Origin of the sequence: Janibacter cremeus (assembly GCF_013409205.1) — a bacterium.
In the GTDB taxonomy this organism is placed as follows: domain Bacteria; phylum Actinomycetota; class Actinomycetes; order Actinomycetales; family Dermatophilaceae; genus Janibacter; species Janibacter cremeus.
In genome coordinates this window covers 899,364-922,603 of the sequence record NZ_JACCAE010000001.1, presented here as the reverse complement: position 1 = coordinate 922,603, position 23,240 = coordinate 899,364, and the positions used below count along the sequence as shown (strand labels likewise).

23 protein-coding genes, 2 pseudogenes and 1 other annotated feature are annotated in these 23,240 nt (G+C 62.8%); of the genes and pseudogenes, 21 read left to right on the top strand and 4 right to left on the bottom strand.

From position 1 onward, the window contains the following. Nucleotides 1-39 precede the first annotated feature (39 nt). From BJY20_RS04210 to BJY20_RS04140, 15 genes are all read left to right on the top strand, one after another. The gene (locus tag BJY20_RS04210) at nucleotides 40-1,170 is read left to right on the top strand and encodes a mandelate racemase/muconate lactonizing enzyme family protein (RefSeq protein WP_185990386.1); all 1,131 of its coding nucleotides are present in this window, start codon (nucleotides 40-42) and stop codon (nucleotides 1,168-1,170) included. A gap of 9 nt (nucleotides 1,171-1,179) precedes the next feature. Continuing rightward, nucleotides 1,180-2,046, top strand: coding sequence for a fumarylacetoacetate hydrolase family protein (locus tag BJY20_RS04205; RefSeq protein WP_185990385.1), 867 nt, complete (start codon nucleotides 1,180-1,182; stop codon nucleotides 2,044-2,046). A gap of 101 nt (nucleotides 2,047-2,147) precedes the next feature. Next, nucleotides 2,148-3,023, top strand: a complete 876-nt coding sequence (locus BJY20_RS04200) for an SMP-30/gluconolactonase/LRE family protein (RefSeq protein WP_281366070.1) — start codon at nucleotides 2,148-2,150, stop codon at nucleotides 3,021-3,023. Further along, on the top strand, nucleotides 3,020-3,799 hold the full coding sequence (locus BJY20_RS04195; protein WP_185990383.1) for an NAD-dependent epimerase/dehydratase family protein: 780 nt from the start codon (nucleotides 3,020-3,022) through the stop codon (nucleotides 3,797-3,799). Before BJY20_RS04200 ends, BJY20_RS04195 begins: the two co-directional genes overlap by 4 nt. A gap of 66 nt (nucleotides 3,800-3,865) precedes the next feature. Then, nucleotides 3,866-4,693, top strand: coding sequence for a BtpA/SgcQ family protein (locus BJY20_RS04190; protein ID WP_221935239.1), 828 nt, complete (start codon nucleotides 3,866-3,868; stop codon nucleotides 4,691-4,693). Between the two features lie 19 nt (nucleotides 4,694-4,712). After that, nucleotides 4,713-5,492: an ABC transporter ATP-binding protein gene (locus BJY20_RS04185; RefSeq protein ID WP_185990382.1), complete on the top strand. Its 780-nt coding sequence runs from the start codon at nucleotides 4,713-4,715 to the stop codon at nucleotides 5,490-5,492. 32 nt (nucleotides 5,493-5,524) lie between these two features. Continuing rightward, a complete protein-coding gene (locus tag BJY20_RS04180) occupies nucleotides 5,525-6,328 on the top strand; it encodes an ABC transporter permease subunit (protein WP_221935238.1) in 804 nt (267 codons plus the stop codon). A gap of 80 nt (nucleotides 6,329-6,408) precedes the next feature. Continuing rightward, the gene (locus BJY20_RS04175) at nucleotides 6,409-7,440 is read left to right on the top strand and encodes an ABC transporter substrate-binding protein (RefSeq protein ID WP_185990380.1); all 1,032 of its coding nucleotides are present in this window, start codon (nucleotides 6,409-6,411) and stop codon (nucleotides 7,438-7,440) included. Nucleotides 7,441-7,858: 418 nt separating this feature from the next. Next, nucleotides 7,859-8,854 carry a nucleoside hydrolase gene (locus BJY20_RS04170; RefSeq protein WP_185990379.1) on the top strand — a complete coding sequence of 332 codons (996 nt, stop codon included), beginning with the start codon at nucleotides 7,859-7,861 and terminating at the stop codon, nucleotides 8,852-8,854. Nucleotides 8,855-8,875: 21 nt separating this feature from the next. Continuing rightward, entirely contained in the window at nucleotides 8,876-9,730 is an 855-nt protein-coding gene (locus BJY20_RS04165) for a helix-turn-helix domain-containing protein (protein WP_185990378.1), read from the top strand. Nucleotides 9,731-9,850: 120 nt separating this feature from the next. Continuing rightward, the gene (locus BJY20_RS04160) at nucleotides 9,851-10,843 is read left to right on the top strand and encodes a phytanoyl-CoA dioxygenase family protein (RefSeq protein WP_185990377.1); all 993 of its coding nucleotides are present in this window, start codon (nucleotides 9,851-9,853) and stop codon (nucleotides 10,841-10,843) included. A gap of 362 nt (nucleotides 10,844-11,205) precedes the next feature. Next, nucleotides 11,206-12,258: an NHL repeat-containing protein gene (locus BJY20_RS04155; protein WP_221935237.1), complete on the top strand. Its 1,053-nt coding sequence runs from the start codon at nucleotides 11,206-11,208 to the stop codon at nucleotides 12,256-12,258. Nucleotides 12,259-12,337: 79 nt separating this feature from the next. Then, entirely contained in the window at nucleotides 12,338-13,558 is a 1,221-nt protein-coding gene (gene fdhA, locus BJY20_RS04150) for a formaldehyde dehydrogenase, glutathione-independent (protein WP_185992446.1), read from the top strand. A gap of 105 nt (nucleotides 13,559-13,663) precedes the next feature. Then, a complete protein-coding gene (locus BJY20_RS16595) occupies nucleotides 13,664-14,104 on the top strand; it encodes a transposase (RefSeq protein ID WP_185990376.1) in 441 nt (146 codons plus the stop codon). A gap of 187 nt (nucleotides 14,105-14,291) precedes the next feature. After that, on the top strand, nucleotides 14,292-15,539 hold the full coding sequence (locus tag BJY20_RS04140) for an IS256 family transposase (protein ID WP_185990375.1): 1,248 nt from the start codon (nucleotides 14,292-14,294) through the stop codon (nucleotides 15,537-15,539). Nucleotides 15,540-15,589: 50 nt separating this feature from the next. Here BJY20_RS04140 and BJY20_RS16590 read toward each other — a convergent pair. After that, nucleotides 15,590-16,235, bottom strand: a pseudogene (locus BJY20_RS16590) (transposase family protein); the annotation flags it as partial. Nucleotides 16,236-16,496: 261 nt separating this feature from the next. On the opposite strand from BJY20_RS16590, the gene BJY20_RS04130 reads away from it, so the two are divergent. Then, a complete protein-coding gene (locus tag BJY20_RS04130; RefSeq protein WP_185990374.1) occupies nucleotides 16,497-17,243 on the top strand; it encodes a GntR family transcriptional regulator in 747 nt (248 codons plus the stop codon). Nucleotides 17,244-17,314: 71 nt separating this feature from the next. On the opposite strand, the gene BJY20_RS16630 is transcribed toward BJY20_RS04130, so the two are convergent. Both BJY20_RS16630 and BJY20_RS15920 read right to left on the bottom strand, forming a co-directional pair. Further along, nucleotides 17,315-17,494 carry an integrase core domain-containing protein gene (locus BJY20_RS16630; protein WP_484496828.1) on the bottom strand — a complete coding sequence of 60 codons (180 nt, stop codon included), beginning with the start codon at nucleotides 17,492-17,494 and terminating at the stop codon, nucleotides 17,315-17,317. Continuing rightward, nucleotides 17,457-17,788, bottom strand: a pseudogene (locus BJY20_RS15920) (transposase); the annotation flags it as partial. The pseudogene BJY20_RS15920 and the gene BJY20_RS16630, both read right to left, overlap by 38 nt. Further along, nucleotides 17,505-17,636: a sequence feature (AL1L pseudoknot), on the bottom strand. (Overlaps the previous pseudogene by 132 nt.) A 179-nt stretch (nucleotides 17,789-17,967) precedes the next feature. Here BJY20_RS15920 and BJY20_RS15915 point away from each other — a divergent pair. The 4 genes from BJY20_RS15915 (at nucleotide 17,968) to BJY20_RS04105 (ending at nucleotide 21,574) form a co-directional block, all read left to right on the top strand. Further along, nucleotides 17,968-18,345, top strand: coding sequence for a hypothetical protein (locus tag BJY20_RS15915; protein ID WP_246297098.1), 378 nt, complete (start codon nucleotides 17,968-17,970; stop codon nucleotides 18,343-18,345). Beyond that, nucleotides 18,338-18,670 (top strand): hypothetical protein, encoded by a 333-nt coding sequence (locus BJY20_RS15910; RefSeq protein WP_246297097.1) that lies wholly within the window; start codon nucleotides 18,338-18,340, stop codon nucleotides 18,668-18,670. The genes BJY20_RS15915 and BJY20_RS15910 overlap by 8 nt, the downstream gene beginning before the upstream one ends. A 101-nt stretch (nucleotides 18,671-18,771) precedes the next feature. Further along, complete coding sequence (locus tag BJY20_RS04110) at nucleotides 18,772-19,755, top strand: isopenicillin N synthase family dioxygenase (protein WP_185990372.1); 984 nt, start codon at nucleotides 18,772-18,774, stop codon at nucleotides 19,753-19,755. Between the two features lie 475 nt (nucleotides 19,756-20,230). Further along, complete coding sequence (locus BJY20_RS04105) at nucleotides 20,231-21,574, top strand: MFS transporter (RefSeq protein ID WP_185990371.1); 1,344 nt, start codon at nucleotides 20,231-20,233, stop codon at nucleotides 21,572-21,574. 225 nt (nucleotides 21,575-21,799) lie between these two features. Here BJY20_RS04105 and BJY20_RS04100 read toward each other — a convergent pair whose 3' ends face one another. After that, the gene (locus BJY20_RS04100) at nucleotides 21,800-22,501 is read right to left on the bottom strand and encodes a 2-phosphosulfolactate phosphatase (protein WP_343062951.1); all 702 of its coding nucleotides are present in this window, start codon (nucleotides 22,499-22,501) and stop codon (nucleotides 21,800-21,802) included. A gap of 181 nt (nucleotides 22,502-22,682) precedes the next feature. On the opposite strand from BJY20_RS04100, the gene BJY20_RS04095 reads away from it, so the two are divergent. Then, nucleotides 22,683-23,051 (top strand): GxxExxY protein, encoded by a 369-nt coding sequence (locus tag BJY20_RS04095; RefSeq protein WP_185990369.1) that lies wholly within the window; start codon nucleotides 22,683-22,685, stop codon nucleotides 23,049-23,051. The last annotated feature ends 189 nt before the right edge of the window (nucleotides 23,052-23,240 follow it).

The window sequence follows — 23,240 nt, the reverse complement described above, 5'->3', positions numbered from 1 at the left end:
CCGCCCCGCAATCGACAATCTTCAACGACAGGAGTTCCGATGACCCGCATTACCAGTATCCAGGCGCGCACCGTGGCGATTCCCCTGGATACCCCCACCGCGATGGCCCGTAGAGAGGTGACCGAGCGGCACTACTGCTTTGTGCGCATCACCGACGAGGACGGCAACACGGGCATCGGGTTCTGCTACGCCGGCAACTTCGGTGGCCCCTTGCTCTCCGGTGCCGTGCGAGACCTGGTGGCCCCCATTCTGGTGGGCCATGACAGCCGAAACGTCCGCGCACTTTGGGACGAGGTCTACGCCGAGACCATCCTGCATGGCCGAGCTGGACTTGTGACTCGGGCCCACAGCGCGGTCGACATCGCTCTTTGGGATCTGAACGCCAGGGCCGTGGGGCAGCCTTTGTGGCAATTCCTTGGGGGTGCGACCACGCGGGACTGGGTACCCGCATACGCCAGCGGTGGCTACTACCTCGCCGGCAAGACCCCCGATGATCTGGCAGACGAGATGAAGGGCTATGTGGAGCTGGGCTTCGACGCGGTGAAGATGAAAGTCGGTCGGGTGGGTGTTGCTCCGGAAGCGGACGCCGAACGCCTGGCCGCAGTCCGGGCTGCGGTGGGGTCAGAGGTCAAGGTGATGCTCGATGCCAACAATGCGTGGCCGGACCTCCCCACCGCACTGGGTGCGCTACGGCTGCTGGAGCCGTATGACCCGTACTGGATCGAGGAGCCCTTCTTTCCTGACGACATCATCAACCATGCCAGGTTGGCAGAGCGCACCCCGGTGACCGTAGCAACCGGTGAGATCGAGCAGGGCCGCTGGCGCCATCTCCAACTGCTCACCCAGGGCGCCGCGGGCATCTTGCAGACTGACGCCGCCGTTTGTGGCGGGATCACCGAGTACCAGCGCATCGCCGACACTGCCGCCTCATTCGGCGTGTCCATGTGCCCGCACTGGTTCCATGACCTGCATGTGCATCTGGTCGGGTCCCTGACCAACGGGCAGTATGTGGAGTACTTCCCCAACGACCAGGTGCTCAACTTCCGCCGAGCGGTCTCGCACCAGTTGGAAATTGTGCCCGCTGGGGTGAGGCTGCCGACTCGCCATGGACTCGGCTTCGACTTCGTCGATGACGTGGTCGAGGACTGCGCCCTGGACAGCTGGGCCTAGGGGGCAGGTATGCGATTCGCAACACTGGAGATCGCCGGGTCCGATCAGGCCTGCATCCGCCGGTCCGACCGCGATTGGGCTCCACTGAATCACGTGCGTCCAGAGTTCCAAGGTGACCTGCTGGTTTTCCTGGACAGCGGGACTTGGCTTACCGACGAGTTCGTCGGTCTGCAGCAAGTCGCCGACGACATGCCATCACACATGGTCATTCGGGAGGCCGACGCGCGCTTCCAGCCGCCGTATCGGCGACCGCGCAAGATCTGGGGCATCGGCCTCAACTACGGCAAGCATGCTGGTGACTTGTCCGAGCAAGCGCCGGACCAGCCGGCTTCCTTCATCAAGGCAGATCACACCATTATCGGTGCTGGTGAGGCCATCGTCCTGCCGACGCAGAGCGAGCGCACGACCGCCGAGGCGGAGGTCGGACTAGTCGTGGGGAGGCGTACCCAGGGCGTCGACCCGACAGACGCCATGGCCCACGTGTTCGGTGTGTGTGCCGTCCTGGACCAAACCGCGGAGGACATCCTCCAGCTCAACCCGCGCTACCTCACTCGGTCGAAGAACTTCCCCACCTTTTTCTCTTTCGGCCCCGAGGTCGTGACCCTCGACGAGTTCCTTGCCGAGGGTCCTCTGGAGGACATCGAGGTGTGCACGCTCCTGGACGGATCCGAGGTGCGGCGGGATCGCGTGGCCAACATGACCCACGCACCGGCTGATCTGGTGAGCTTTCACAGTCAGATGATGCCGCTCTATCCGGGCGACATCATTTCCACAGGCACCCCAGGCGCTGGTGTTCTCACGCCAGGATGCGTGGCCGAGGCCCGAATTGACGGACTCATGCCGCTGCTGAACCCAGTGCGCGCCGAGCAGGTGTGACCATCTTGCTGCCAACGACACTCGTCCCTCAAAGCGAACGGCTCGAGGTCTACGCCCGGGTGACGCAGAGCTTGGCGGTCACCGACCGCCAGCCCGGTTGGATGCGCCACGACCGGGGTGTCCCTGCACCGTTGGCTTTCTTGGAGGGACCGGTGCTCGACGGTGCCGGCGGTCTGTACATGGTGGATGTGGCGTGGGGTCGGATCCTGTACGTCGACCGGTACGGTGAGTTCCGGGTCGTCGTCGAGTACGACGGCGAGCCGAATGGCTTGGCTCTTGCCGGTCCGGACCGTCTGCTGGTGGCCGACTACCAGCGAGGGCTTGTGGAGATCGCCGACTTGCGTGGGGAGCCACGGGTGGGAGTGGTGGTCCACGAGGTCGACGGTGCAGCTTTTCACGGTCTCAACGATCTGGTCGTTACCAGCGACGGCACTGTCTACGTGACGGACCAGGGTGACTCGGGTCTGGACGATCCTTACGGAAGGTTGCTGCGGGTCCGTCTCCCCGCAGGGGGCGAGAACGCGACCGAAGAAGGGAATGCGACGCAGGTCGCTGTCGAGGTGGTGCTCGAGGGCATCCCCAGCCCGAACGGTCTGGTCTGGGACGAGAAGAGCGCTACGGTCTTCGTCGCAGTCACCCGTGACAACGCCATCTGGCGGGTGCCCTTGGTGGAGTCCGTTCCCCATCGCGTCGGACGATACCTGCAGCTTAGCGGTGGCTTGGGGCCGGACGGCATGGCTGCCGGCCCGCAGGGCACGCTGCTGGTGGCCCACCTCGGCCTCGGGGTGGTCTGGGTCTTCGACCCCACCGGCACCGCCGTCATGGCCCTGCATAGCCCAACGGGACGAGCCGTCACCAACCTGTGCGTCACCGACAACGGACGCGTCTTTGTCACCGAGTCCGAGACATCGACGGTGCTCACCGCTGACCTTTCGCGCCTGCTGGATCACGACTTCCCAAGGAGAAATCTCTCATGACCGTCATCTTGTACACCGGAGGCGGTGGCCGTATGGGCACCGTTCTGCGAGCTGGCCTGTCCGGCGAGTTTGAGCGCGTGGTCCTGTACGCGCGCCGCGACATTCCAGACCTCAACCCCGGCGAGGAGGTCGTGGTCGGTGAGTTGGACGATCTGGACACCCTCACCAATGCCATGGCGGGGGTCGACGTGGTCCTGCACTTCGCCGGCATCGCCGATGAAGCCCCTTTCGCGGACATCGCCGAGAGCAACATCATGGGCACATGGGCCATCTTCGAGGCTGCTCGCCGTGCGGGCGTGCGCCGGGTGGTCTATGCCAGTTCGCATCACATCATCGGTGGGTATCCAGCCGGTCAGTTCCTCGGTACCGAGGAACCGGTCCGTCCGGATACGTACTACGGTCTGAGCAAGGTATTCGGGGAGGGAGCCGCGCGGCTTTACCACGACAAGTGGGGCCTGGAGGCCGTCTGTCTGCGGATCGGGGCCTTTCGCCCAACGCCCGAAGACCGTCGACATCTGAGCGTGTGGTTGAGCCATCGCGACGGCATCCACCTCGTCCGGCGAGCCATTGCGGCCGAAGACGTGGGCTTCCTCGTCACATACGGCGTCTCAGCCAACACCCGCAGCTGGTGGAACAACAGCCCGTCGGCCGAACTGCTCGCCTACCACCCCGTCGACGACGCCGAGGACCACTTGTCGTCCGTTGCCGAGACGGACGAACCCGAACATCAGGGCGGTCCCTTCGCTGACCCGGAATACCGCGGGGGTGTCTGGTGATCTGATCGCACGTGCCCAACCGTTCCACCCCGAGCCAATGCCAATACGTCACAAGGAGAAACCACCATGAGCATGTACGCCGAGCGCTTCCACAGCGTATTCCCCAGCCGCCCGCCGATCCTTGGCATGGTGCACCTGCACGCACTGCCCGGATCGCCCACCTTCGGCGGCAGTCTCCAAGACGTCATCACCAAGGCGCTGGCTGACGCCCAGACCCTAGCCGACGCCGGTGTCGACGCACTGCTGGTCGAAAACTTGCACGACTACCCCTACTACCCCGAAACCATCGAACCAGAGACCGTGGCCTCCGCCACGGTGTGTGCCAAGGCGGTCGCCGAGGAGATCGACCTCCCCATGGGCATCAACATCCTACGGAACTCGTGGAAGGCATCCCTAGGTATTGCTGCCGCTGTTGGCGCGAAGTTCATTCGGCTTAACATCCTGACCGACGCGATGATCACCGACCAAGGCATGATCAACGGTGCCGCCCACCTGGTATCCCGCTACCGCAAGCAAATCGGCGCCGACGACGTGTTGATTCTCGCGGACCTACTCACAAAGCACGCGGCGCCGCTCGTCGAGCGTCCGGTACCCGTCATCGCGGCCGACATGATCAAGCGTGGCGGAGCCGATGGCATCATCATCGCCGGCCATGACTCCAGCCAGCCTGCAAGCCAAGATCGGATCCGCGAGATCAAGGACGCCATACCGGACGCCCCGGTGATCATGGGCAGCGGTATGACCGTCGAGCACGCTCCCACCTACGCAAAGGTCGCCGACGGCGCCGTCTTCGGGTGGGGCTCTAAGCCCAATGCCGACATGCTCCAGCCTGTCAGCAGCGACATGGCAACCGAGTTCGCGAATGCGTGGACGACCGGTCTTCAGGCACGTTAAACGACCATCGGGAGATGCCATGACAACTACCAAAGCACCAACGGCCGTAAATCTGGACCACGTCAGCGTCGAGTTCTCCACCGATCGTGGCAAAGTACTCGCTCTGGACGATTACCACAGCGAGATCGAGGTTGGCGAGTTTTTTTCCTTGCTCGGTCCATCTGGCTGTGGCAAGTCCACACTGCTGCGGATTGTCGCCGATCTCGTGAATCCTACAGATGGCGAAGTCTCAGTCCTCGGCGGTAAGGCCAGTGAGGCTCGAAAGCGCCGGGAGATCGGCTTTGTCTTCCAAGACTCCACGCTTCTGCCATGGCGAACTGCCCTACAGAACGTGCAACTGCCTCTCGAAGTGGGCGGGAACAAGGGAGCCAAGAGTAGCTCGAGCCCCCAAGACCTCTTGGCGCTCGTCGGTTTGGCAGGCCGCGAGGAGGCGTACCCTCACGAGCTCTCCGGCGGCATGCGTCAACGCGTGGCTATCGCCAGAGCGCTGGTGACCCAGCCTGAAGTCCTGCTCATGGACGAACCTTTCGGCGCGCTCGACGAAATCACCCGCGACAAACTCAACGAGGAACTACTGCGGATCTGGCAGGAAACCGGAATCACCATCGTCTTCGTCACTCACAGCATTGCCGAAGCGGTATTCCTTTCCCAAAGGGTAGCCGTGATGAGTGCCCACCCTGGTCGTCTGCGGGAAATCGTAAACGTTCCGCTGCCGCATCCCAGACATCTCGACGTGCGCGACACCGCCCAGTTCACGGAGCTTGCCGCCTACCTGCGGCGAGGGCTGGAGGGAAAGTGATGACAACAACGAAACCCACGCAAGAGGGCCCTGTGGCCGACGACGCCCACGTGGCGGAGGTGAAGAGCAGGAAACGCCGCGACGCGTTCAAGCGCGTCCTCACGGCACTCGCCGGTCTCGGCGGCCTCGTTGTCCTTTGGTACGCGGTTGTCAAGATCTTCGGGGTTGAAGAGTACATCGTCCCCTCCCCAGTGGACGTGGGCCGCGAGCTGGTGGACAGCCGAGACTTGCTGCTGTCCAATCTCTGGCCGACCGCTATCGAAGCCGTCGCTGGCTTTATGGCGGGAAACGTTTTGGCTATTGGGCTAGCTATCCTATTCGTTCACGCCAAAAGAGCGGAAGAAGCGCTGTTCCCGGTCGCGGTGTTCATCCGGACTATTCCTATCGTTGCGATCGCGCCTATTCTTGTGATCATTTTCGGCACCGGATACACGCCCAAGGTCATCATCGCGGCCCTCATCTCCTTCTTCCCTACACTGGTGAACGTGGTCCGAGGGCTCCAGGCGGTTGACCCGCAAGCGTTGGAGTTGATGCGAGTGCTCTCAGCGAGCAAGCGCGAGCTCTTCTTTAAGGTCCGCCTATACGCGTCTCTACCCTTCCTCTTCTCGGCTCTGAAGATCGCAGCCACATCCTCGGTGATTGGCGCCCTCGTGGCCGAGTGGGTCGGTTCTGAGCAGGGCCTCGGGTACCTCATCATCCAATCTACCTACAACTTTCAAACTTCGCTGCTCTACGCATCGATGATCGTTGCATCGTTGTTCGCGACCCTTTTCTTCGCCTCTATTGGACTCATCGAACGCTTGGTCGTTACCTGGGAGGTGAGCGAAGAGCCATAACCCCTTCTCCGCGCTTCGTGCTGCGCGGCTCATGCATCCATCGATAGTGAGGTACGGAAATGACGGAATCACATCAGTACATGACCGATCGACGAGGGTTTCTGCACGTTGTGGGGCTCGGCGGCGCCTTTGTGGGGGGTGGGCTGGTCCTCAGCGCTTGCGGCTCGGATGGTGACTCAACCAACTCTGAGGGGCTGCGAGACGTTACTTTGCAGGCAAACTTCCTCGTGAACGTCAGCCAGCTCGGGGAGGTCACAGCCATTGAACAGGGCTTCTATCAGGATGAAGGATTGAATGTCTCGATCACACCAGGTGGCCCCAGTGTTGATCCCACCTCCAGCGTGGTAGGAGGCCACACCGACATTGGGGTGGGAAACTCCAGTCCTTCGATCTTCTTGGGAGTCAGCGAAGGGCGCCCGATCAAGGCCTTCACCGTAGCCGCGCAGACACACCCATACGGGTTCTTCTCCCTGCCGGACAACCCAGTAAGGACTCCAGCCGATATTGTGGGCAAGAAGGTAGGCGTCAACCAGACAGGTGTCATTCTTCTGGAGGCTCTGCTGGCGGAGAACGGCTACAAGAAGTCCGATGTGGATATCGTCACCACCTCCGGCGAGATCACCCCGTTGCTGACCGGCCAGGTCGACGTTTGGACTGGTTGGGTCATCCAACAGGGCCAACTCAAGGAGCTACCCGAGGACTACGTCACCATGACGCTGGCTGAGGCGGGTGTCCCCCTGTACGCACTGATCTACTTCGCCACCGAAAAATCCTTGAAGGAGGACCGAGAAATGCTGGAAGCCTTCACTCGCGCCTCCGCTAGAGGGTGGTTCTACGCCCGCGAAAACACCGAGGAGGCTGTCAAGGCGCTAGCGAGCAGATACGACTCCCTCAACGAGGAAGATGAAGCTGTTGCGGCGGAGAAGATTTTGGACTTTGTCTTCCCGGATGGATCAGACGAGTTCGGCGAGATGGACCCCAAGCTCTGGGAGGAGCAAATGGACATCTACGACCGACTCGGCCTATTCGATAACCCGAGACCAAGCGTCGACAAGGTCATGACGAGCGAAATCTTGGAAGCCACCAAAGACGCCAGGATGGGCGACACCTGAGCCTGAGCCGAAGCTTGCCAAGAGCACGGGCGAGGCGGCGTGGGGAGAGCCGGTCTTGGGGCTCCCCACGCTGCCAACGCACCAACATCGACTTGTCGCCCCTTCGATTTCGCCACCAAGACAGGCAGGCCATCGGCGAGATTCACTACGTACCGGCCCACCGCTTCGCTGCTGGATACGTAGACCCGTCGAGCGGGGCGACGCGACCTCGTGGGTCATGCGTTCGACGTATGCGACAAGACGATTGACGTCTACCGACCCACGACGTCTCTCGCAAGTCGGTGATGTCTGTCCTCTTCGGTGGGGCGCATGAGGTCTTCAGTACGAAGCACAGCGAGACGCGTCACTCGAATGACGATGCGAGCCACACATGGACGGACGCTGAGTAACAGTCGTTCCACCAACTGAAAGGGATGTCATGCCGCTCAACAAGCCGGTGATCGTGGACACAGATACGGGAGTCGACGACGCCCTGGCCCTGATGTTGCTGCTCTCGCGCCGCGACATTGAGGTGATCTCGGTGCACAGCACCCACGGAAACTGCACCGCCGAGAGGGCAGCTGGCAACGCCAGATACGTGCTCGAGACCTGCGGATTCGCCGATGTCCCGGTCCATGTCGGCCGAGGTGAACCCTTGGGCCAGAAATTACAGCTGTCCAGCAGGGTCCACGGCGACGACGGGTTCGGCAACACTTGGCGCGAACCGCGCCAGAGGGCTGAGTCCACCCCGGACGCGGTCACCCGATTGGTTGAGCTCGCACGCGACAGGCCTGGCGAACTTCACTACCTCGCCTTGGGGCCGGTGACCAACCTCGCGGCAGCGTTGCGACAAGAACCTCGCCTGATCGAGATGCTGCGCACGGTGACCATCGTGGGCAGCCTCGGGCCAGCCATGTACCAAGACGACCAACCATGGCTCGATCATCGCTTCCGCGTCTCCAAAGACCCCAATGTCTCGGGAGACATCACCGCCGCTGCCGAAGTAGCCGCGGCGAAGGGCGTCGTCACTTGGGTCGGACCGTACATCACCCGCCAATGCTTGGTCCCCAAGGCCACGATCGACGAGATCGCCCAGGCAACTGCCAACCCCCATGCACGGCTCATCGCCGACATCAGCCACTTCTACGCCGACTTCTACACCAAGGCCTACCGACCGGATGGAGGGCCCCGCGTGATGGGAATTAACGACAGCATCGCAGCAGCATGCCTGCTTGAACCCGAGGTGCTGCTCGCCTCCGTCCACCGTCCACTCCAAGTCTTCCACGATCAAGACGGCGTCAGTTATCTCGCAGGGGTGCACCCTGAACGGGATGATACGCGGGTCAGGCATGAAATCGTTTTCGACGTCGACTTCACCGCGATTATCGACATGGTCACCCAGGCCCTGCGTACGCCGCAGCCCTGGCGTACCTGATCCTCCTAGTGACCTTTGGGCATGCCTCCCACCGACCCGCAAGTGGAGAGCACCACTTCACTGTTTCGCAACTGGTACATCAGTCCCGCAGGCGGCCCGACCGGTGCAGGACTGATTCGGGCCAGTCATGGCGTCCCGGAGAGGCCCCGGACCCTTGAATGTCACGCACTCGTCTACCTTGTCCACGGCAGCGGTACCTACACCGACCCGTACGGTGAACGCGACATGCGGGCCGGAGATCTCATCATTGTCGACCCCAACATCCCCCATTGGTACGGCCCTGTGAACGGCAGCAGGTGGGACGAACTCTTCGTCGTCTTCGAGGGCCCCGTCTTCGACGCCTGGAAGGACGCTGGACTCCTCTACCGGCGCGACCGTCGCCCGCGGCTAGACCCGGTGCGGTACTGGTATCCGCGACTGGTCGCAGGGTTGGGCACGGGAAACCGCGGCGATACTGATCAAGCACTCCGAGAGCTCACTGGCCTCCAAAACCTCCTACGTGAGCTGCTCGCCCAGGAAGAAGCGGAGCCCAAGACCCGACAGTGGCTGGCACACGCCCGCGACCTAATGGACACCGGTCTCAACGACCGCGAAACGGCCGACGCCTTGGGGGTCTCTTACGACACCTTCCGACGGCGCTTTGCTCGACTGTCCGGGATGCCTCCAAGTCGATACCGCGTATCACGAACTATGGAAACCGCCTGCCGACTCTTAGTGGCCGAAGACCGCACAATCAAGAGCATCGCACGCGAGCTTGGCTTCTACGACGAGTTCCACTTCAGCCGTCGGTTCAGGGATGTCATCGAGCAAACGCCCAGCGAGTTCCGACGATCGTTCGGAGGGCCGTCGCCAGAGGGCACAACGACGCGCCCGTAAGCAGCGCCCTGACCACTTCGTGCATAAACCTGCTCAAGGCGTGCATGGCTTCGCCATCGCCCCCCAGCAAGACTGGTCTCGAGCCCGGAACCCGCGGGCACACATTGAACAGGAGGACGAATGACACTGACAACTGACCACGCTCAACTGACCCTACGCGTGCAAGGCGACGAACTCAGCACCGCCGAGCCCGTCTTCGGCGAACCACGAGACTCCAGCGACGCACTCACCGATTACAGAGAACTGAACCGACGCATGAGCGAGGACGGGTATCTCCTACTACGAGGACTGCTTCCGGCAGAACAGGTCCGCCAAGCACGAGGTGAGGTGACCCGACGGCTCGCCGAGCAGGGACTGCTCAAACCAAACACCCCGCCCGAGGAAGCCGTCGGTCTTCCAGTCGAAGAGGCACGACGCCAGCACGAACGCGGAGGCGATGCTTCGCACTACCAGCGCCGCATCGACTTCATGCCTGACCAGCTGGCGCGCAACAACGCCCCACTGAACGAACTCCTATACGGATCCACCATGATGTCGTTCTTCGGGAACTTTTTCGGTGAACCAGCCAAGCACTTCGACTTCACCTGGTTCAGGTCTACCTTTCCGCACAGCAAGGGCACTCGACCTCACACCGACGCGATCTTCATGGGACGAGCCGAGCGTGAACAGCTCTTCACCGCCTGGACCCCGATGGGCGACATCGACCGTAGACAAGGAGGTCTGCTGATCCTCGAGGGGTCTCACCGGCACCCTGGGCTCCGGCATGGATACTCCACGACGGACGTCGACGCGCACTGTGAGAACCGGCCCGAACAACCCGATTGGTGGGCCCGCAACCGGCAAACCAACGGTGACGATGTCGCGATCGGGCCAGACATCAACACCATCCAGGAAATGGTCGGAGGCCGGTGGCTCACCACCGACTACGCAGCAGGCGACGTCCTTATCTTCAGCATCTTTACCGTCCACGGCAGCCTAGACAACCAATCGGACCATATTCGGCTCAGCTCGGACAGTCGCTACCAGCCTGCCAGCAAGCCCGCCGATGCACGGTGGGTCGGTGACAACCCTCCCGGCCACGGAGATGGTGGAAAACGAGGTCTGATCTGCTGACGGTGACCTCAGTCTGGGGAGAAGACCGCTCGCGTCACGGATAGGGGTGTGCTGATCACCCATCCGGATGGCTAGTCCAAGAGGTCCTGGCGGGAGGAGCGACGCCGACGGGAGTTGTTTCGAATTTCTCCGCGGCGAGGGGGTGGGGGCGGCGCGCTGAAACGCAGGTTGAGTGAGTTATTTGATCACGTCGAGAGCATGGGCGAACGTAGCGTGCTTGTCCATGTAGACGTGGGCTATCCGCGTGAACCGCAACCAGAATGTTGGGGGCCGACCCACCCTCACGCTGAAGTCGTTCCTATCTGTGGCAGCCGACTTCGCGCTGTCCGATAGGTCACATTATCTCTACTAGGGAGCAAGGGATGGCATCGCTTATCGCCTCAGCCTACGAAATCGTCAGCGATTGGGCCGATCTCTCGGCCGTGCCGGGCGCATCCGATAGTTTTGCCCACCATGGGCTAGCATTCACGCACTCGGGAGATTTGCTGGCATTCCACGCCGGCCAATTGGTCACGTTTGATCAGGATGGCTCTATACGCGACAGGGCGCATACTGATCTGACTGAAGGACACGGTTTGACGATTATCCAAGAGGGCGCCGATGAGCTTGTATGGGTGGCCGACCCTGGCTTCACAACCCAATGCGGTGCAGGCGCCGGCGATGGCGCGCCTCCTTCGGATTTTGGTCTGGGTCTCAACATCCAGCGAGGACCCGGCAGGGTGGTGCTGTTGACACTCGCAGGCGAGGTGGTCCGTGAGCTTGAACGGCCGCCAACCGCTGCCGTCGACCACCGAGGGCCTTTCGCCCCGTACGCTCCGACCAGCGTGGCCGTCAACGAGACTCGCTGGGGTGGGGATGGGCACATGTGGGTCGCGGATGGCTACGGGAGCAACGTCGTGCATCGATTCGACGCATCCGGACGTCATTTGTCAACCCTTGACGGCGTTGAGGGCGGTGGGCGCTTTGACTGCCCGCACGCAGTGTTCATCGACCGACGCCCAGGAAAGACCGTTGAATTGTATGTGGCAGATCGCGGAAATTCTCGTCTCGCCGTCTATGACCTCGAGGGTAGGTTCTTGCGGTTATCGGGCGAAGGCATTGTGAACTCTCCGAGCGGGTTCACGATATGGCAAGACTGCTTGGTAGTTGCCGAACTCTTCGCCCGGCTGACTGTTCTCGATGATAACGATCAATTGCTCGCTCATTTAGGTGCCGACTCCCAGGCAACGTCCCGAAAGGGGTGGCCCAATGCCTGGGATGATGACGGAGTAGCACGGCGGCCGGCGCGTATACCGCCCGGACTATTGAACTCGCCGCACGCCGTGGCAGTGAGTCCAGGCGGTGATCTTGTCGTCGCCGAGTGGATTATTGGCGGGCGATATACGAGGTTGCAGCCTTGCGGCGAGCGGAAGTGACGGCCCCCTTTTCTGGTTACCTGTTGCTCGGGCGACGACTAGGGATGCACGTTTATTGAAGATGCGAAAGAAGGCATTCATGCTGGGTAATAAGGCAGTCGCGTACAAGGGGTCGGGTGTCGTCGAGGTCATCGATATCGAGTATCCGACGTTTGAACTAAAGGAGGGGCCGGGAGTTAATCCGGCGAATGTGGGCCGGAAGGTTCCCCATGGGGTAATCCTGAAGACCGTAACGACGAACATCTGCGGGTCAGATCAACACATGGTTCGGGGGCGTACGGCGGCTCCGACGGGCCTGATCTTGGGCCATGAGATCACCGGCGAGGTCGTCGAGACTGGTCCTGACGTCGAGTTCATCAACGTGGGCGACATCGTCTCGGTCCCGTTTAACATCGCGTGTGGCCGATGCCGCAACTGCAAGGACGGCAAGACCGGCATCTGCCAGAACGTCAACCCGGATCGGCCGGGCAGCGCCTACGGCTATGTCGACATGGGCGGCTGGGTTGGAGGCCAGGCCCAATACGTTCTCGTCCCGTATGCGGACTGGAACGTTCTAAAGTTTCCCGACCGTGATCAGGCGCTCAACAAGATCTTGGACCTGACGATGCTGTCGGACATCTTCCCGACCGGGTTCCACGGCGCCCTCACTGCCGGAACGGCCGTTGGTTCTACGGTCTACGTCGCCGGCGCTGGGCCGGTCGGGCTGGCGACGGCGGTGTCCGCGCAACTGTTGGGCGCGGCAGTCGTAATTGTCGGTGACCTGAATGACGACCGCCTCGCCCAGGCGCGCAGCTTCGGCTGCGAGACGATCAACGTCGGCGAGGGGTCAGTCCCCGATCAGCTCGAGCAATTGCTCGGCGTACCCGAGGTCGACGCCGCGGTTGACGCCGTCGGCTTCGAGGCCCGCAGCCATGGCCACGGTGCGGGTGCCGGGGAGTCGCCCGCGACAGTGCTCAACTCGCTCATGGACGTGACAGGGGCCGGCGGTGCCATCGGTATACCTGGCCTCTATGTTACCGGCGATCCCGGCGCCGTCGACGACGCAGCCAAAGCCGGCACGCTGTCGCTATCCTTCGGGACGGGCTGGGCCAAGTCGCTGTCGTTCACAACCGGCCAATGCCCTGTCATGAAGTACAACCGCCAGCTAATGATGGCGATTCTTCACGACAAGGTGAATATCGCGGACGCTGTCAACGCCACCGCAATCTCTCTTGATGACGCACCTCGCGGCTACGCTGAGTTCGACGCCGGCGCAGCCACCAAGTATGTGCTGAGCCCCAACGACTACCTCGAACTGTGAAGGGCGCATCCTGGACCGGCCCGGCATGTCCGGAGACGCTGGTGTGTCCCGGGTTCTACGGCGTCGAAATTTGTGGATTCTGGTGTCTGACATCAGGAGGAACAGATGGGACGACAGGGCTACTCGGCGGAGTTCAGAGGCAAGGTCCTCGATCTGCGCGCGGAGGGTCGAAGCGTTGCCTCGGTGGCGCACGACCTCGATCTGAGTGATCAGACGATCTACAACTGGCGTCGTCAGGACCAGATCGACCGCGGACTTCAGCCGGGGCTCAGCACCACCGATCCCCAGCAAAGGAGCGATCCGCTGCATCGCAGCCCACTCCGTCTCATCCTGAGGTCGCTCCGCGACCATCCGCACCGCCCGAGCCTTCAACTCGACCGGGTACCTCTTCGTGGTGCAACCGCATCATCACTGTGGCATGAGAATCCAACAAATCTTGACTCCGTGGAAGCCGGTACACACCACTCTGATTGTGGGAGAGATGGAGTCATGCTAGGGAGCCGCGTGGGGCTGGTGCGCGCGCAGTGCCTTGCGAAGTGCCGCTGAGGGGTCGATCGCGACGACCTAAACCTGCTCGCGCCACGCTGGTGAGCGCTCGGTCAGCCAGGCGCAGTTGAGTCCCGCATAGTGGTGTAGCGCGGTGGCAGACTAGGTGCCCCTGAGGGCATAGGTGCGGCCACCGTGTGATCCTTCGAGTCAACCTTCTACCGAATCCTCGAACGGAGTCATCACGATGACCGCACCACACATTGTCGACCCTGCGGGCCTGCTGAGTGAAGCCCTGACCGAAGCAAGCCCGGATCTGATGCGTTCGCTGTTGCAGACGATGATCAACGCGCTGCTGTCCGCGGACGCCGACGCCGTCGTCGGCGCCGAGTACGGCCGCCCCACACCGGGCCGCTCGGCGCAGCGCAACGGGTACCGCCACCGCGACCTGGACACCCGCGTGGGGACCGTCGACGTCGCCATCCCGAAGCTGCGCACCGGCAGCTACTTCCCCGAGTGGCTGCTCGAGCGCCGCAAGCGGGCCGAGTCGGCGATGATCACCGTCGTCGCCGACTGCTACCTCGCCGGCGTCAGCACCCGCCGCATGGACAAGCTCGTCAAGACCCTCGGCATCAACTCCCTGTCCAAGTCGCAGGTCAGCAGGATGGCGGCCGACCTGGACCAGATCGTCGAGGACTTCCGCCACCGCCCCCTTGACGAGGCGGGACCGTTCACCTTCGTCGCCGCCGACGCGCTGACGATGAAGGTCCGCGAGGGCGGGCGCGTGGTCGCCACCTCGGTACTGCTCGCGACCGGGGTCAACGCCGACGGGCACCGCGAAGTCCTCGGACTGCGCGTGGCCACTTCCGAGACCGGGTCCGCATGGAACGAGTTCTTCGCCGACCTGACCGCCCGCGGCCTGACCGGGGTACGTCTGGTCACCTCCGACGCCCACCAAGGGTTGAAGGAAGCGATCGCGGCGAACCTGACCGGCGCCGCGTGGCAGCGATGCCGCACCCACTACTCCGCGAACCTGATGGACGTCACGCCCAAGTCGATGTGGCCGGCCGTCAAGGCGATGCTGCACAGTGTCTATGACCAGCCCGACGCACCCAGCGTGCAGGCCCAGTTCGACCGGCTCATCGAGTACGTCGACGAGAAGCTCCCACAGGTGGCCGAGCACCTCGCCGGCGCGCGGGAGGACATCCTCGCGTTCACAGCCTTCCCCAAGGACGTGTGGACCCAGATCTGGTCGAACAACCCCCAGGAGCGCCTCAACCGCGAGATCCGACGCCGGACCGACTCCGTTGGGATCTTCCCCAACCGCAACGCCATCGTGCGTCTGGTCGGAGCCGTCCTGGCCGAACAGACCGACGAATGGGCCGAAGGACGGCGCTACCTCGGCCTCGACGTCCTGGCCCGCTGCCGCGTCACTCTCATCACCACCACCGACCCCGAGATCGGAGCCGAAACCATGCCCGCCCTGACCGCCTAACCCCACCCCGAAGGATCACGCAGCGCTACACCACTACCGGGGACTTGACCCCAGGCGCCCACAGCGGTGGAGTCGCGACCGTCGACGATGCCGAGAACCTGCCCGGTGGCCAGATCGACCAGCGTGGTCATCCACGGCTCGTATCGACGCCAGGTGCCGGCTTGGTCTCGGAAGAAGCGCACCGAGCGGTAGCGGTGCTCATCCACGCCCAGCCGGGTGACGAGGACGTCGTCGACGCCGGGCAACACGAGCGTCGCCGCGCTCGTCAGGGCGGACTGGACCAGCCACCACGAGACCCGGTGGGCGCGGGCGACCTCCGCGGCGGCGCGACCGGAGTCGATCACCGCTGCCACGACCGTCTTCTTCAACCGTTGGGTCGAACGCGCGAACCGCGAACCTGCGTGGTGGCCTCGGCGAACGTGCTTCGCCCACAACGCGGCTCGAGACAGAACCAGCGCCGCTTGGCCCACACCACCTCCTCAGCGCCAGCGACCGGGATGTCCCGGACCCGCTGGCGACGACGGGAGTGGACCCTCGTCGCGATCACCCGCACTCGGGGCACCCAGCAGGGCCGGTCGAGACCACCGTCACCCGCCGACCACCCTCGGGCAGGTCGACGGCGTCGATGACGCGGTAGTCAGGCAGATTGAAGATCGTGCTCGCAGCATCACGCCGCGAGACCGTAGGCTCGCTCACAGTCTCGTGGTCCTCTGTACTTGGATGTATCGACAACACTCATCACCGCAGGGCCACGAGCTCCTACGCTGCTACGACGCGGGACTCCCTCTCACCACGAACCACGGAGAGCCGGATTTGGCGGGTGCGCGCGGCCTCGGGGCGACGGCGGTGCAGATTAGCTTTGAGGGCAGGCGAGGTGAGCCGGTGCCGATCCAATTCGTCTGTGTTCGCTTCACCTCTGCGGTCTGCGACGTTTCTGGATACGGTGTACGGTACTGTATGCACGATGTCCAGTGGGCAAGCTCTGGGCTGTTCTTCGATCCAATCCAATCACTGCCGGGGGTCACCATGGGCATACTAGACAAGATCGATGATCGCCCGATGAGCCTCAGCGATCGGGTCTACGCATCGGTGCGTAGTGCCATCGTGGCTAGTAAGTTTCCGGCTGGTCAGCGCCTGACTGAAGAGGGCCTGGCGAAGGAGCTCGGAGTCAGCAAGACTCCGGTTCGTGAGGCCATGCTGCGATTGGCCTACGTGGGCTTAGTCCAGTCTGGCGCCACTGGTGGCGGGCGAGTGATGACACCCACGCGTCAAGCTCTTTCTGATGCCTACGACGTGCGGGAGGGCCTGGAGGCTCAGGTTGCGCGTATCGCGGCGCTCAAGGGCGTACGATCCATGCTGGAGGAGACGCGTTCGTATGCGACATCGAGTAAAGAAGTTGCTGAGCGAGGCGACCGCGAGGGATTTCGACAAAATGATGAGCGTTTCCATATGTCCTTGTGCGAAGCAACCCAAAATGACGTACTCATGCGGCTTGTACGAGACTCTTACGACCTGACTAGTGCTTTGCGCGCGCGAGACGCGCCAGGGACTCCCTACTCCGTGGAATGCGCTGACCAGCACTTGGAGATCATGGACGCGGTAGATGCTGGCGATGACGTAGCTGCCGACGTTGCCATGCGAACCCACCTAAGCAAGGTGCGTCAGCGCATGATGGACGCCTATGATAGGCACGGGATCAACTAGCCGACAGACTGACCTAAAGAGTCAGTCCATCGGGGGTTGAACCGCACTGAGTTTCCCGGAGGGCTGGTTGTTTACACGGCCGCCAGGATGGGGGTCGTGGTCTTAGCCTGCCGGTGATGCGGTTCGAACTCAATTGGTGGCAGGTGGTCGATCGAGGAGTGGAGGCGCTGGGTGTCGTACCAGTGCACCCAGGAGGCGAGCTGCCACTCGACACAACGCAGCTGGACTGACCGGGACGGTCTTGTGGACATAGTACGTGGACGGCGCGATCGAGATGCCGTGCTCGGAGAGCACGGCACAGATCGGCTCGACGCCGAATCGCTCCCGGTAGGAGTCGATGTAGGCCACGATCACTTGAGTCGGCGGTCGAGCTCCGCCTGAGCGAAGAACGCCGATGCGATCTTGAGAATCTCGTTGGCCCGCCGCAGCTCAGCATTCTCCCGGCGCAACGTCTTGACCTCCTCCGACTCGCCCGCCCGGGCCGGCGCAGCAGCCCGAGAGCCTTCGGTCCGCTCGGCTGTCTTGGTCCAGTTGTGCAACGTTGCCGCGTTCACCCCCAGCAGGTCCCGACGTGCCGATGAGTGTGCCAGTCTGAAGTGGCCCCACTTGGGGGCGTAGTGATGGCTTGATTTGGCTCCACCCTCGACCCGACCAGACCCGTAGGTTCCGTACTTGTCCGCCAAGACGAGTACGAGAGGCCATGGGGTTGAAGGAGAGATCGAGAGTGGAGCAGTTCGAACGTATCCGACGAGACGCCCGCGATGAAGGCATGTCGATTCGCGCGCTCGCCGCCAAACACAAGGTCCACCGACGCACCGTGCGCGCGGCGTTAGCGGACGCGGTCCCACCCACCAGGAAGGTCCCCGAGCGGGCGGCGCCGGTACTGGGCACGCACGAGGCCACGGTCCGTCGCTGGTTGACCCAGGATCTGGATGTCGCCTGCCATGAGCATGGGACCGCTCTGAGCGGTTTTCTGCCAGGTTCATGGGACCACCCGGCGCGCCTTGCCGGTGGGTCCTCGGTCGCCTCGTTGGTTGCTCGCGTCATGTCAGTGGACGCGGAGGTCGTCAGCGGTGGGATTCAGGGAGGTCAGCGTGGTTGAGGTACGAGAGGTGCTACGGGCCTGGCTCGAGGGAGCCGGTCTGCACAAGGTCGCCGAGCGGGCAGGGGTGGACCGCAAGACCGCGCGCCGGTACGTCGCCGCGGCCGAAGCCGCCGGGCTGGCCCGCGAGGCGGGCGTCGAGGCGGTCACCGACGCGCTTGTCGGTGCGGTCGTTGATGCGGTGCGCCCGGTCCGCCCGGATGGGGGGTTGACCACGACGGACATGACCAGCATCCAACCGAGACTCGCAGCCCGACCGCACACCCCGGAATCTTCGCGGACCCATGGTGCGCCCCGAAGGCGGCGCCGAACTGCTCACCTGTGAAGAGCCGCCAATACGCTTGATGTATACAGAATACAGTGTATGTTTAGGCCCATCCATGATATGCAGGAATCTGCTGTCGAAGTAATAGGAGTGACATAGCGATGAGTGCCACCGGTGTTCCCATTATAGATTTGTCCCCGTTCGAAGGCCCAGACGCGGAGGAGAGTCGAAATGTGGAACTAGCAGTAAAGGAGGCCTGCGAGAATATTGGGTTCTTGGTTGTGACTGGACATGGGGTGCCTGACGATGTGATTTTGCGCATGCGCCAAGTCTCCACCGCCTTCTTCGACTTGCCCGAGAGGCTGAAGCGGCAGTCCGTCTCCGAGCCGGGGCAAACTATGGGGTGGGTGCCGTCGCAAAAGGAAAGTCTTGCCGCAACTCGGGAGGAAGATACTCCGCCGGACCTCAAGGAGAGTTTTGACATCCGTCGCCCCGATGCACCTGAGGATGAGTACTACAACTCGGGAATGGGGCAATACTTCTTCCGGCCAATGGTATGGCCAAAAGATCCGGACGAATTCCGCGAAACGTGGACCGAGTATTACCATGAGATGGAAAGGTTGGCGCAACGGGTGATGCGTCTTTTTGCAGGGGCCCTCAATCTTCCCCATGATTTCTTTGCCGATAAGCTCGACCGCAGCGTCGATTACCTTCGCTGCGTCAATTATCCTGCACAAGATGAAGAGCCGCTTCCCGGTCAATTGCGCGCCGGCGCACATACCGACTACGGAACTTTGACTCTCCTAATGACTGATGACGCGCCGGGCGGTCTGCAAGTACAGGCGCCCACTGGCGAGTGGGTCGACGCACCGAATGTCCCGAATGCGTATGTGATCAACATTGGCGACATGATGTCGAAGTGGACAGATGGTCGTTGGGTATCCACCGTGCACCGAGTGGTAAACCCAAACGACTCGGTGCGGGGCTCCTCGCGCCGCTTGTCGATTCCCTTCTTTCAAAACCCGAACTACGATGCTCTGATTGCGCCCATTTCACCTCATGATGGAACAAATCAGAAGCCGCAGGAAGTATTCATGGCTGGAGAATGGCTAATGGCTAAGCAGAACAAATCGCGGGTCAAATGAGTATGGAGCTAGATCCAAGGTAGAGACTTGACGCACTAACTACCTCACGAGGTGTAGCAGTGGTGGAAGCTAGGTGGAGCCGAAGTCGGGGGGGGGGGGCAATGGTCTTGCAGAACGCCTACCCACTTGCTGTCCTGGCACTGCGCGGTGAAGTCCCGTCGGACCAGATCCGGGAACTTCGGCGTCGTCCTGTCCTGGACGGTCAAACCGTTGCGACGCTTGACCGTTCGCACGACCAGGCACTGGCGGCGTATCGAATCCGCGACGGTCTTCTCGCTGACCGTCCACCCGCCATCGTTGTTGGGTCACGACCCAGATCGACTGCCATCCGGATTGCCCGCTCCCGAAGCTCCTCGGGGTACTTTCTTGGTGCTGCCATGACCCTCATCCTTCCGTGGAATGAGAGCTCCATCAGACCTGGAACGCGACAGAGAGCCCTCTCCGGCGATGCGGCCGTATTCAATGGCATGAATTCGTGACCGGGGCACAACAGCTGCACAACATAGGGCGGCGTCGTGCCTACGTCATCTGGGCGACTGCGCTCGCCGTCTACGTGCTCGCGGTCTTCCACCGCACCTCCCTTGGGGTCGCCGGGCTCCTCGCGGCCGAGCGCTTCGACATCAGCGGCAGCCAGCTGGCGACCTTCACCGTGCTCCAACTCGCGGTGTACGCGGGGATGCAGATCCCGGTCGGTGTGCTGCTCGACCGCTTCGGGTCCAAGGCGCTGATCATCAGCGGGCTCGTGGCGATGACCGCGGGACAGCTGTGGTTCGCCACGGCGGACAGCTTCGCGATGGGCCTGGGTGCTCGAGCCCTGATCGGTGCCGGCGACGCGATGGTCTTCACCTCCGTGTTGCGCCTGATCGCCTTGTGGTTCCTCGTGCGCCAAGCGCCGGTCATCACCCAGCTCACCGGGATGGTCGGGCAGATGGGTGCCGTCGCCGCGGCCATCCCGCTCAGCGCCGCCCTGCACGCCTGGGGCTGGACGATGACCTACGCGACGGCCGGCTTCCTCGGCGTCGTGGGCATCCTCGGGATCTTCCTCGTCGCCAAGGACTCGCCCTACGAGCGCGGCGCCGTCGAGAAGATCAAGATCCGCGCCCTGCGCGACAGTCTCGGTCAGGTGTGGCGTGATCCGGGAACCCGACTCGGGTTCTCCGTGCACTTCACCACGCAGTTCGCCCCGACCGTCTTCGCGCTGCTCTGGGGGTTCCCTTTCCTCGTCGCGGGGCAGGGTCTGACGCCGGGGCAGGCCTCGGCGCTGCTGACGTGGATGACCTTCGTTGCGCTCTTCGCCGGGCCGACGATCGGCCGCTGGACCGGCCGTCACCCCTACTACCGCTCGCTGATGGCCCTGGTGCTCGTCGGTGCCATCTCGCTGGTCTGGGCGATCGTGCTCGCGTTGCCGACCCAGTCGCCGCTGTGGCTGCTGATCGTCCTCGTCTCGGTCACCGCGGTCGGTGGTCCGGGGTCTTTGATCGCCTTCGACTTGGCCCGTAGCTTCCACCGCAGCGAGCGCTACGGGCGGGCGTCCGGGATGGTCAACATGGGCGGCTTCGTCGCGTCGTTGACGACGATGGCCCTCGTGGGGATCATCCTCGACCAGATCGCGCCGGGCGGACCGCAGACCTACACGCTGGACAACTTCCGGATCGCGATGAGCTCGCAGTTCCTGCTGTGGGGTTTCGGCGCGTGGATGATCTGGCGCTACCACCAACGCTCACTAGACCTCGTAGCCGAGTCCCCGGGAGCGATGGACGCGCTGCGCAGGGGATACACCCTTCTCCCGGGGATCTCCCGCGACCCCGACGAAGGCTGAGCCACGAGTCAGTTCACTGCAATGGTTGCGCCCGCAACCCCGAATATGGCTTCTGCAGACATTCCCCAAGCACTCCGGGTAGGGAGGTGTCCCACCGAGACCCTGTGCGTCAGGTGGAAGCCGTCTCCGTTTCCACGTTGTTGATGATCGTCTTTGTCCGCTAGTTTACTCGCTCCCTGTGTGATCCAGGTCATCGCCGATAGGCCGCACACCCAACGATGACGCCTACGTGGTTCGTCTCACACCACCACCCTCCAGCCAGCGTCCCCGCTCAGAAGTACTCGACCGTAGATCGAAGCGTCCATGGTTTTCTTCCGTGATCAGGGCGAAATCGAAGCGATCGATCTCGCATGCGAGATCGACGTCGTCACTGCTGACCCCTGGGCGGCACGCGGCGATGTCTTCTCGCAGCGCGTGTGCCGCGGCCGACCCACGAACTCGTTCGACGCTGTCGGTTGGCAACCCGGTTCCCTTGGTCTGTGCGTGGATGAGATCGGCGCAGGCGAGGTCTTCATCGGCTGTTCCCTGGTTGCCCGTTACTACATAGATGACGCGCTTAGAGCCGCTGGCCCGTATGGCTCGTGCCGTGGCAGATGCATTGGCAAGGCTCGCGCACAGAATGAGGGGGGCATGGCGGGCAGCGTGTACTCCGACGGTCCCGTTGCTGGTGACTTGCACGACGGGCCTCCCTTGGAGAGGGAATCTTCGGGCTTGACCAGGAGAGTTACCCATGTCGAACCCCTCAGACAACTCGCCATCGGTGATCGCCACCGCGCCGGCCCCCAACTCTGCTTTGAGGCGAAGCGCACCTATGCGTGTAGGACTCAGCGATAAGCCTGCCGGCCGTCGACTTAGCACCCACGCTGAGGTTGTGAAAGCCCGCAGCACATCGATGACAACAACCGGATCGTTGAGTAGGGGTGGCACGTCTTGCACGCCGACATAGAGTGACTTCACACCCACATCCTTACATTGGCCTTGCCTTGACCCCGTTTCTTGGTCACCGGGTTATGCGGCTTGATGCCGCGTGCTGGTTGCAGTGTTGCAGTTCGAAGCTGACGGGACTGATCTGTCGCGGCACAGCTCCGTGCCACGATCGGTTAACCGCGTGCTGGCACGAGCCAGTGCCTCGGCCGAGTCGGGGACGGAGAGCAAGGTGCGGCTGTACTTCCAGCTGCGCAACATCCCGGTCCGGGCCCAGGTCGAGATCCCCGGGGTCGGCCGCGTGGACCTGCTGGTCGGCCGGCGCTGGATCATCGAGCTCGACAGCCGGGCCCACCACACGGGTGAGTCCGGGTACGAGTACGACCGCCACCGGGACGGGGGTGCCCTCGAGCTGGGTTACTTCACGACGCGGCTGACGTACAGGATGGTCTTCGGCCAGTGGGGAGCGACCCAGACCCGGCTGGCGCAGATCACCGCGTCCCGGCAGCATCTCGTCGCCCCGGAACGCTGGATCCGCAGTCGTCGGGCGTGATCACCGTGCACGAGAGGGACTCCTAGCACACAACAGACGGAAAGTTTGGGGTGTCGGTTGCCCAGAGTCCCTCGTGAGCGCAGGATGCGTCACCCATCGTGGGTGATGCCCTCGACGCGGGTCTCCTCCTACCGTGAATGGGTCACTCATCACGGGTGACCACGAGATCTGGGGGTAGCCATGCAGGAC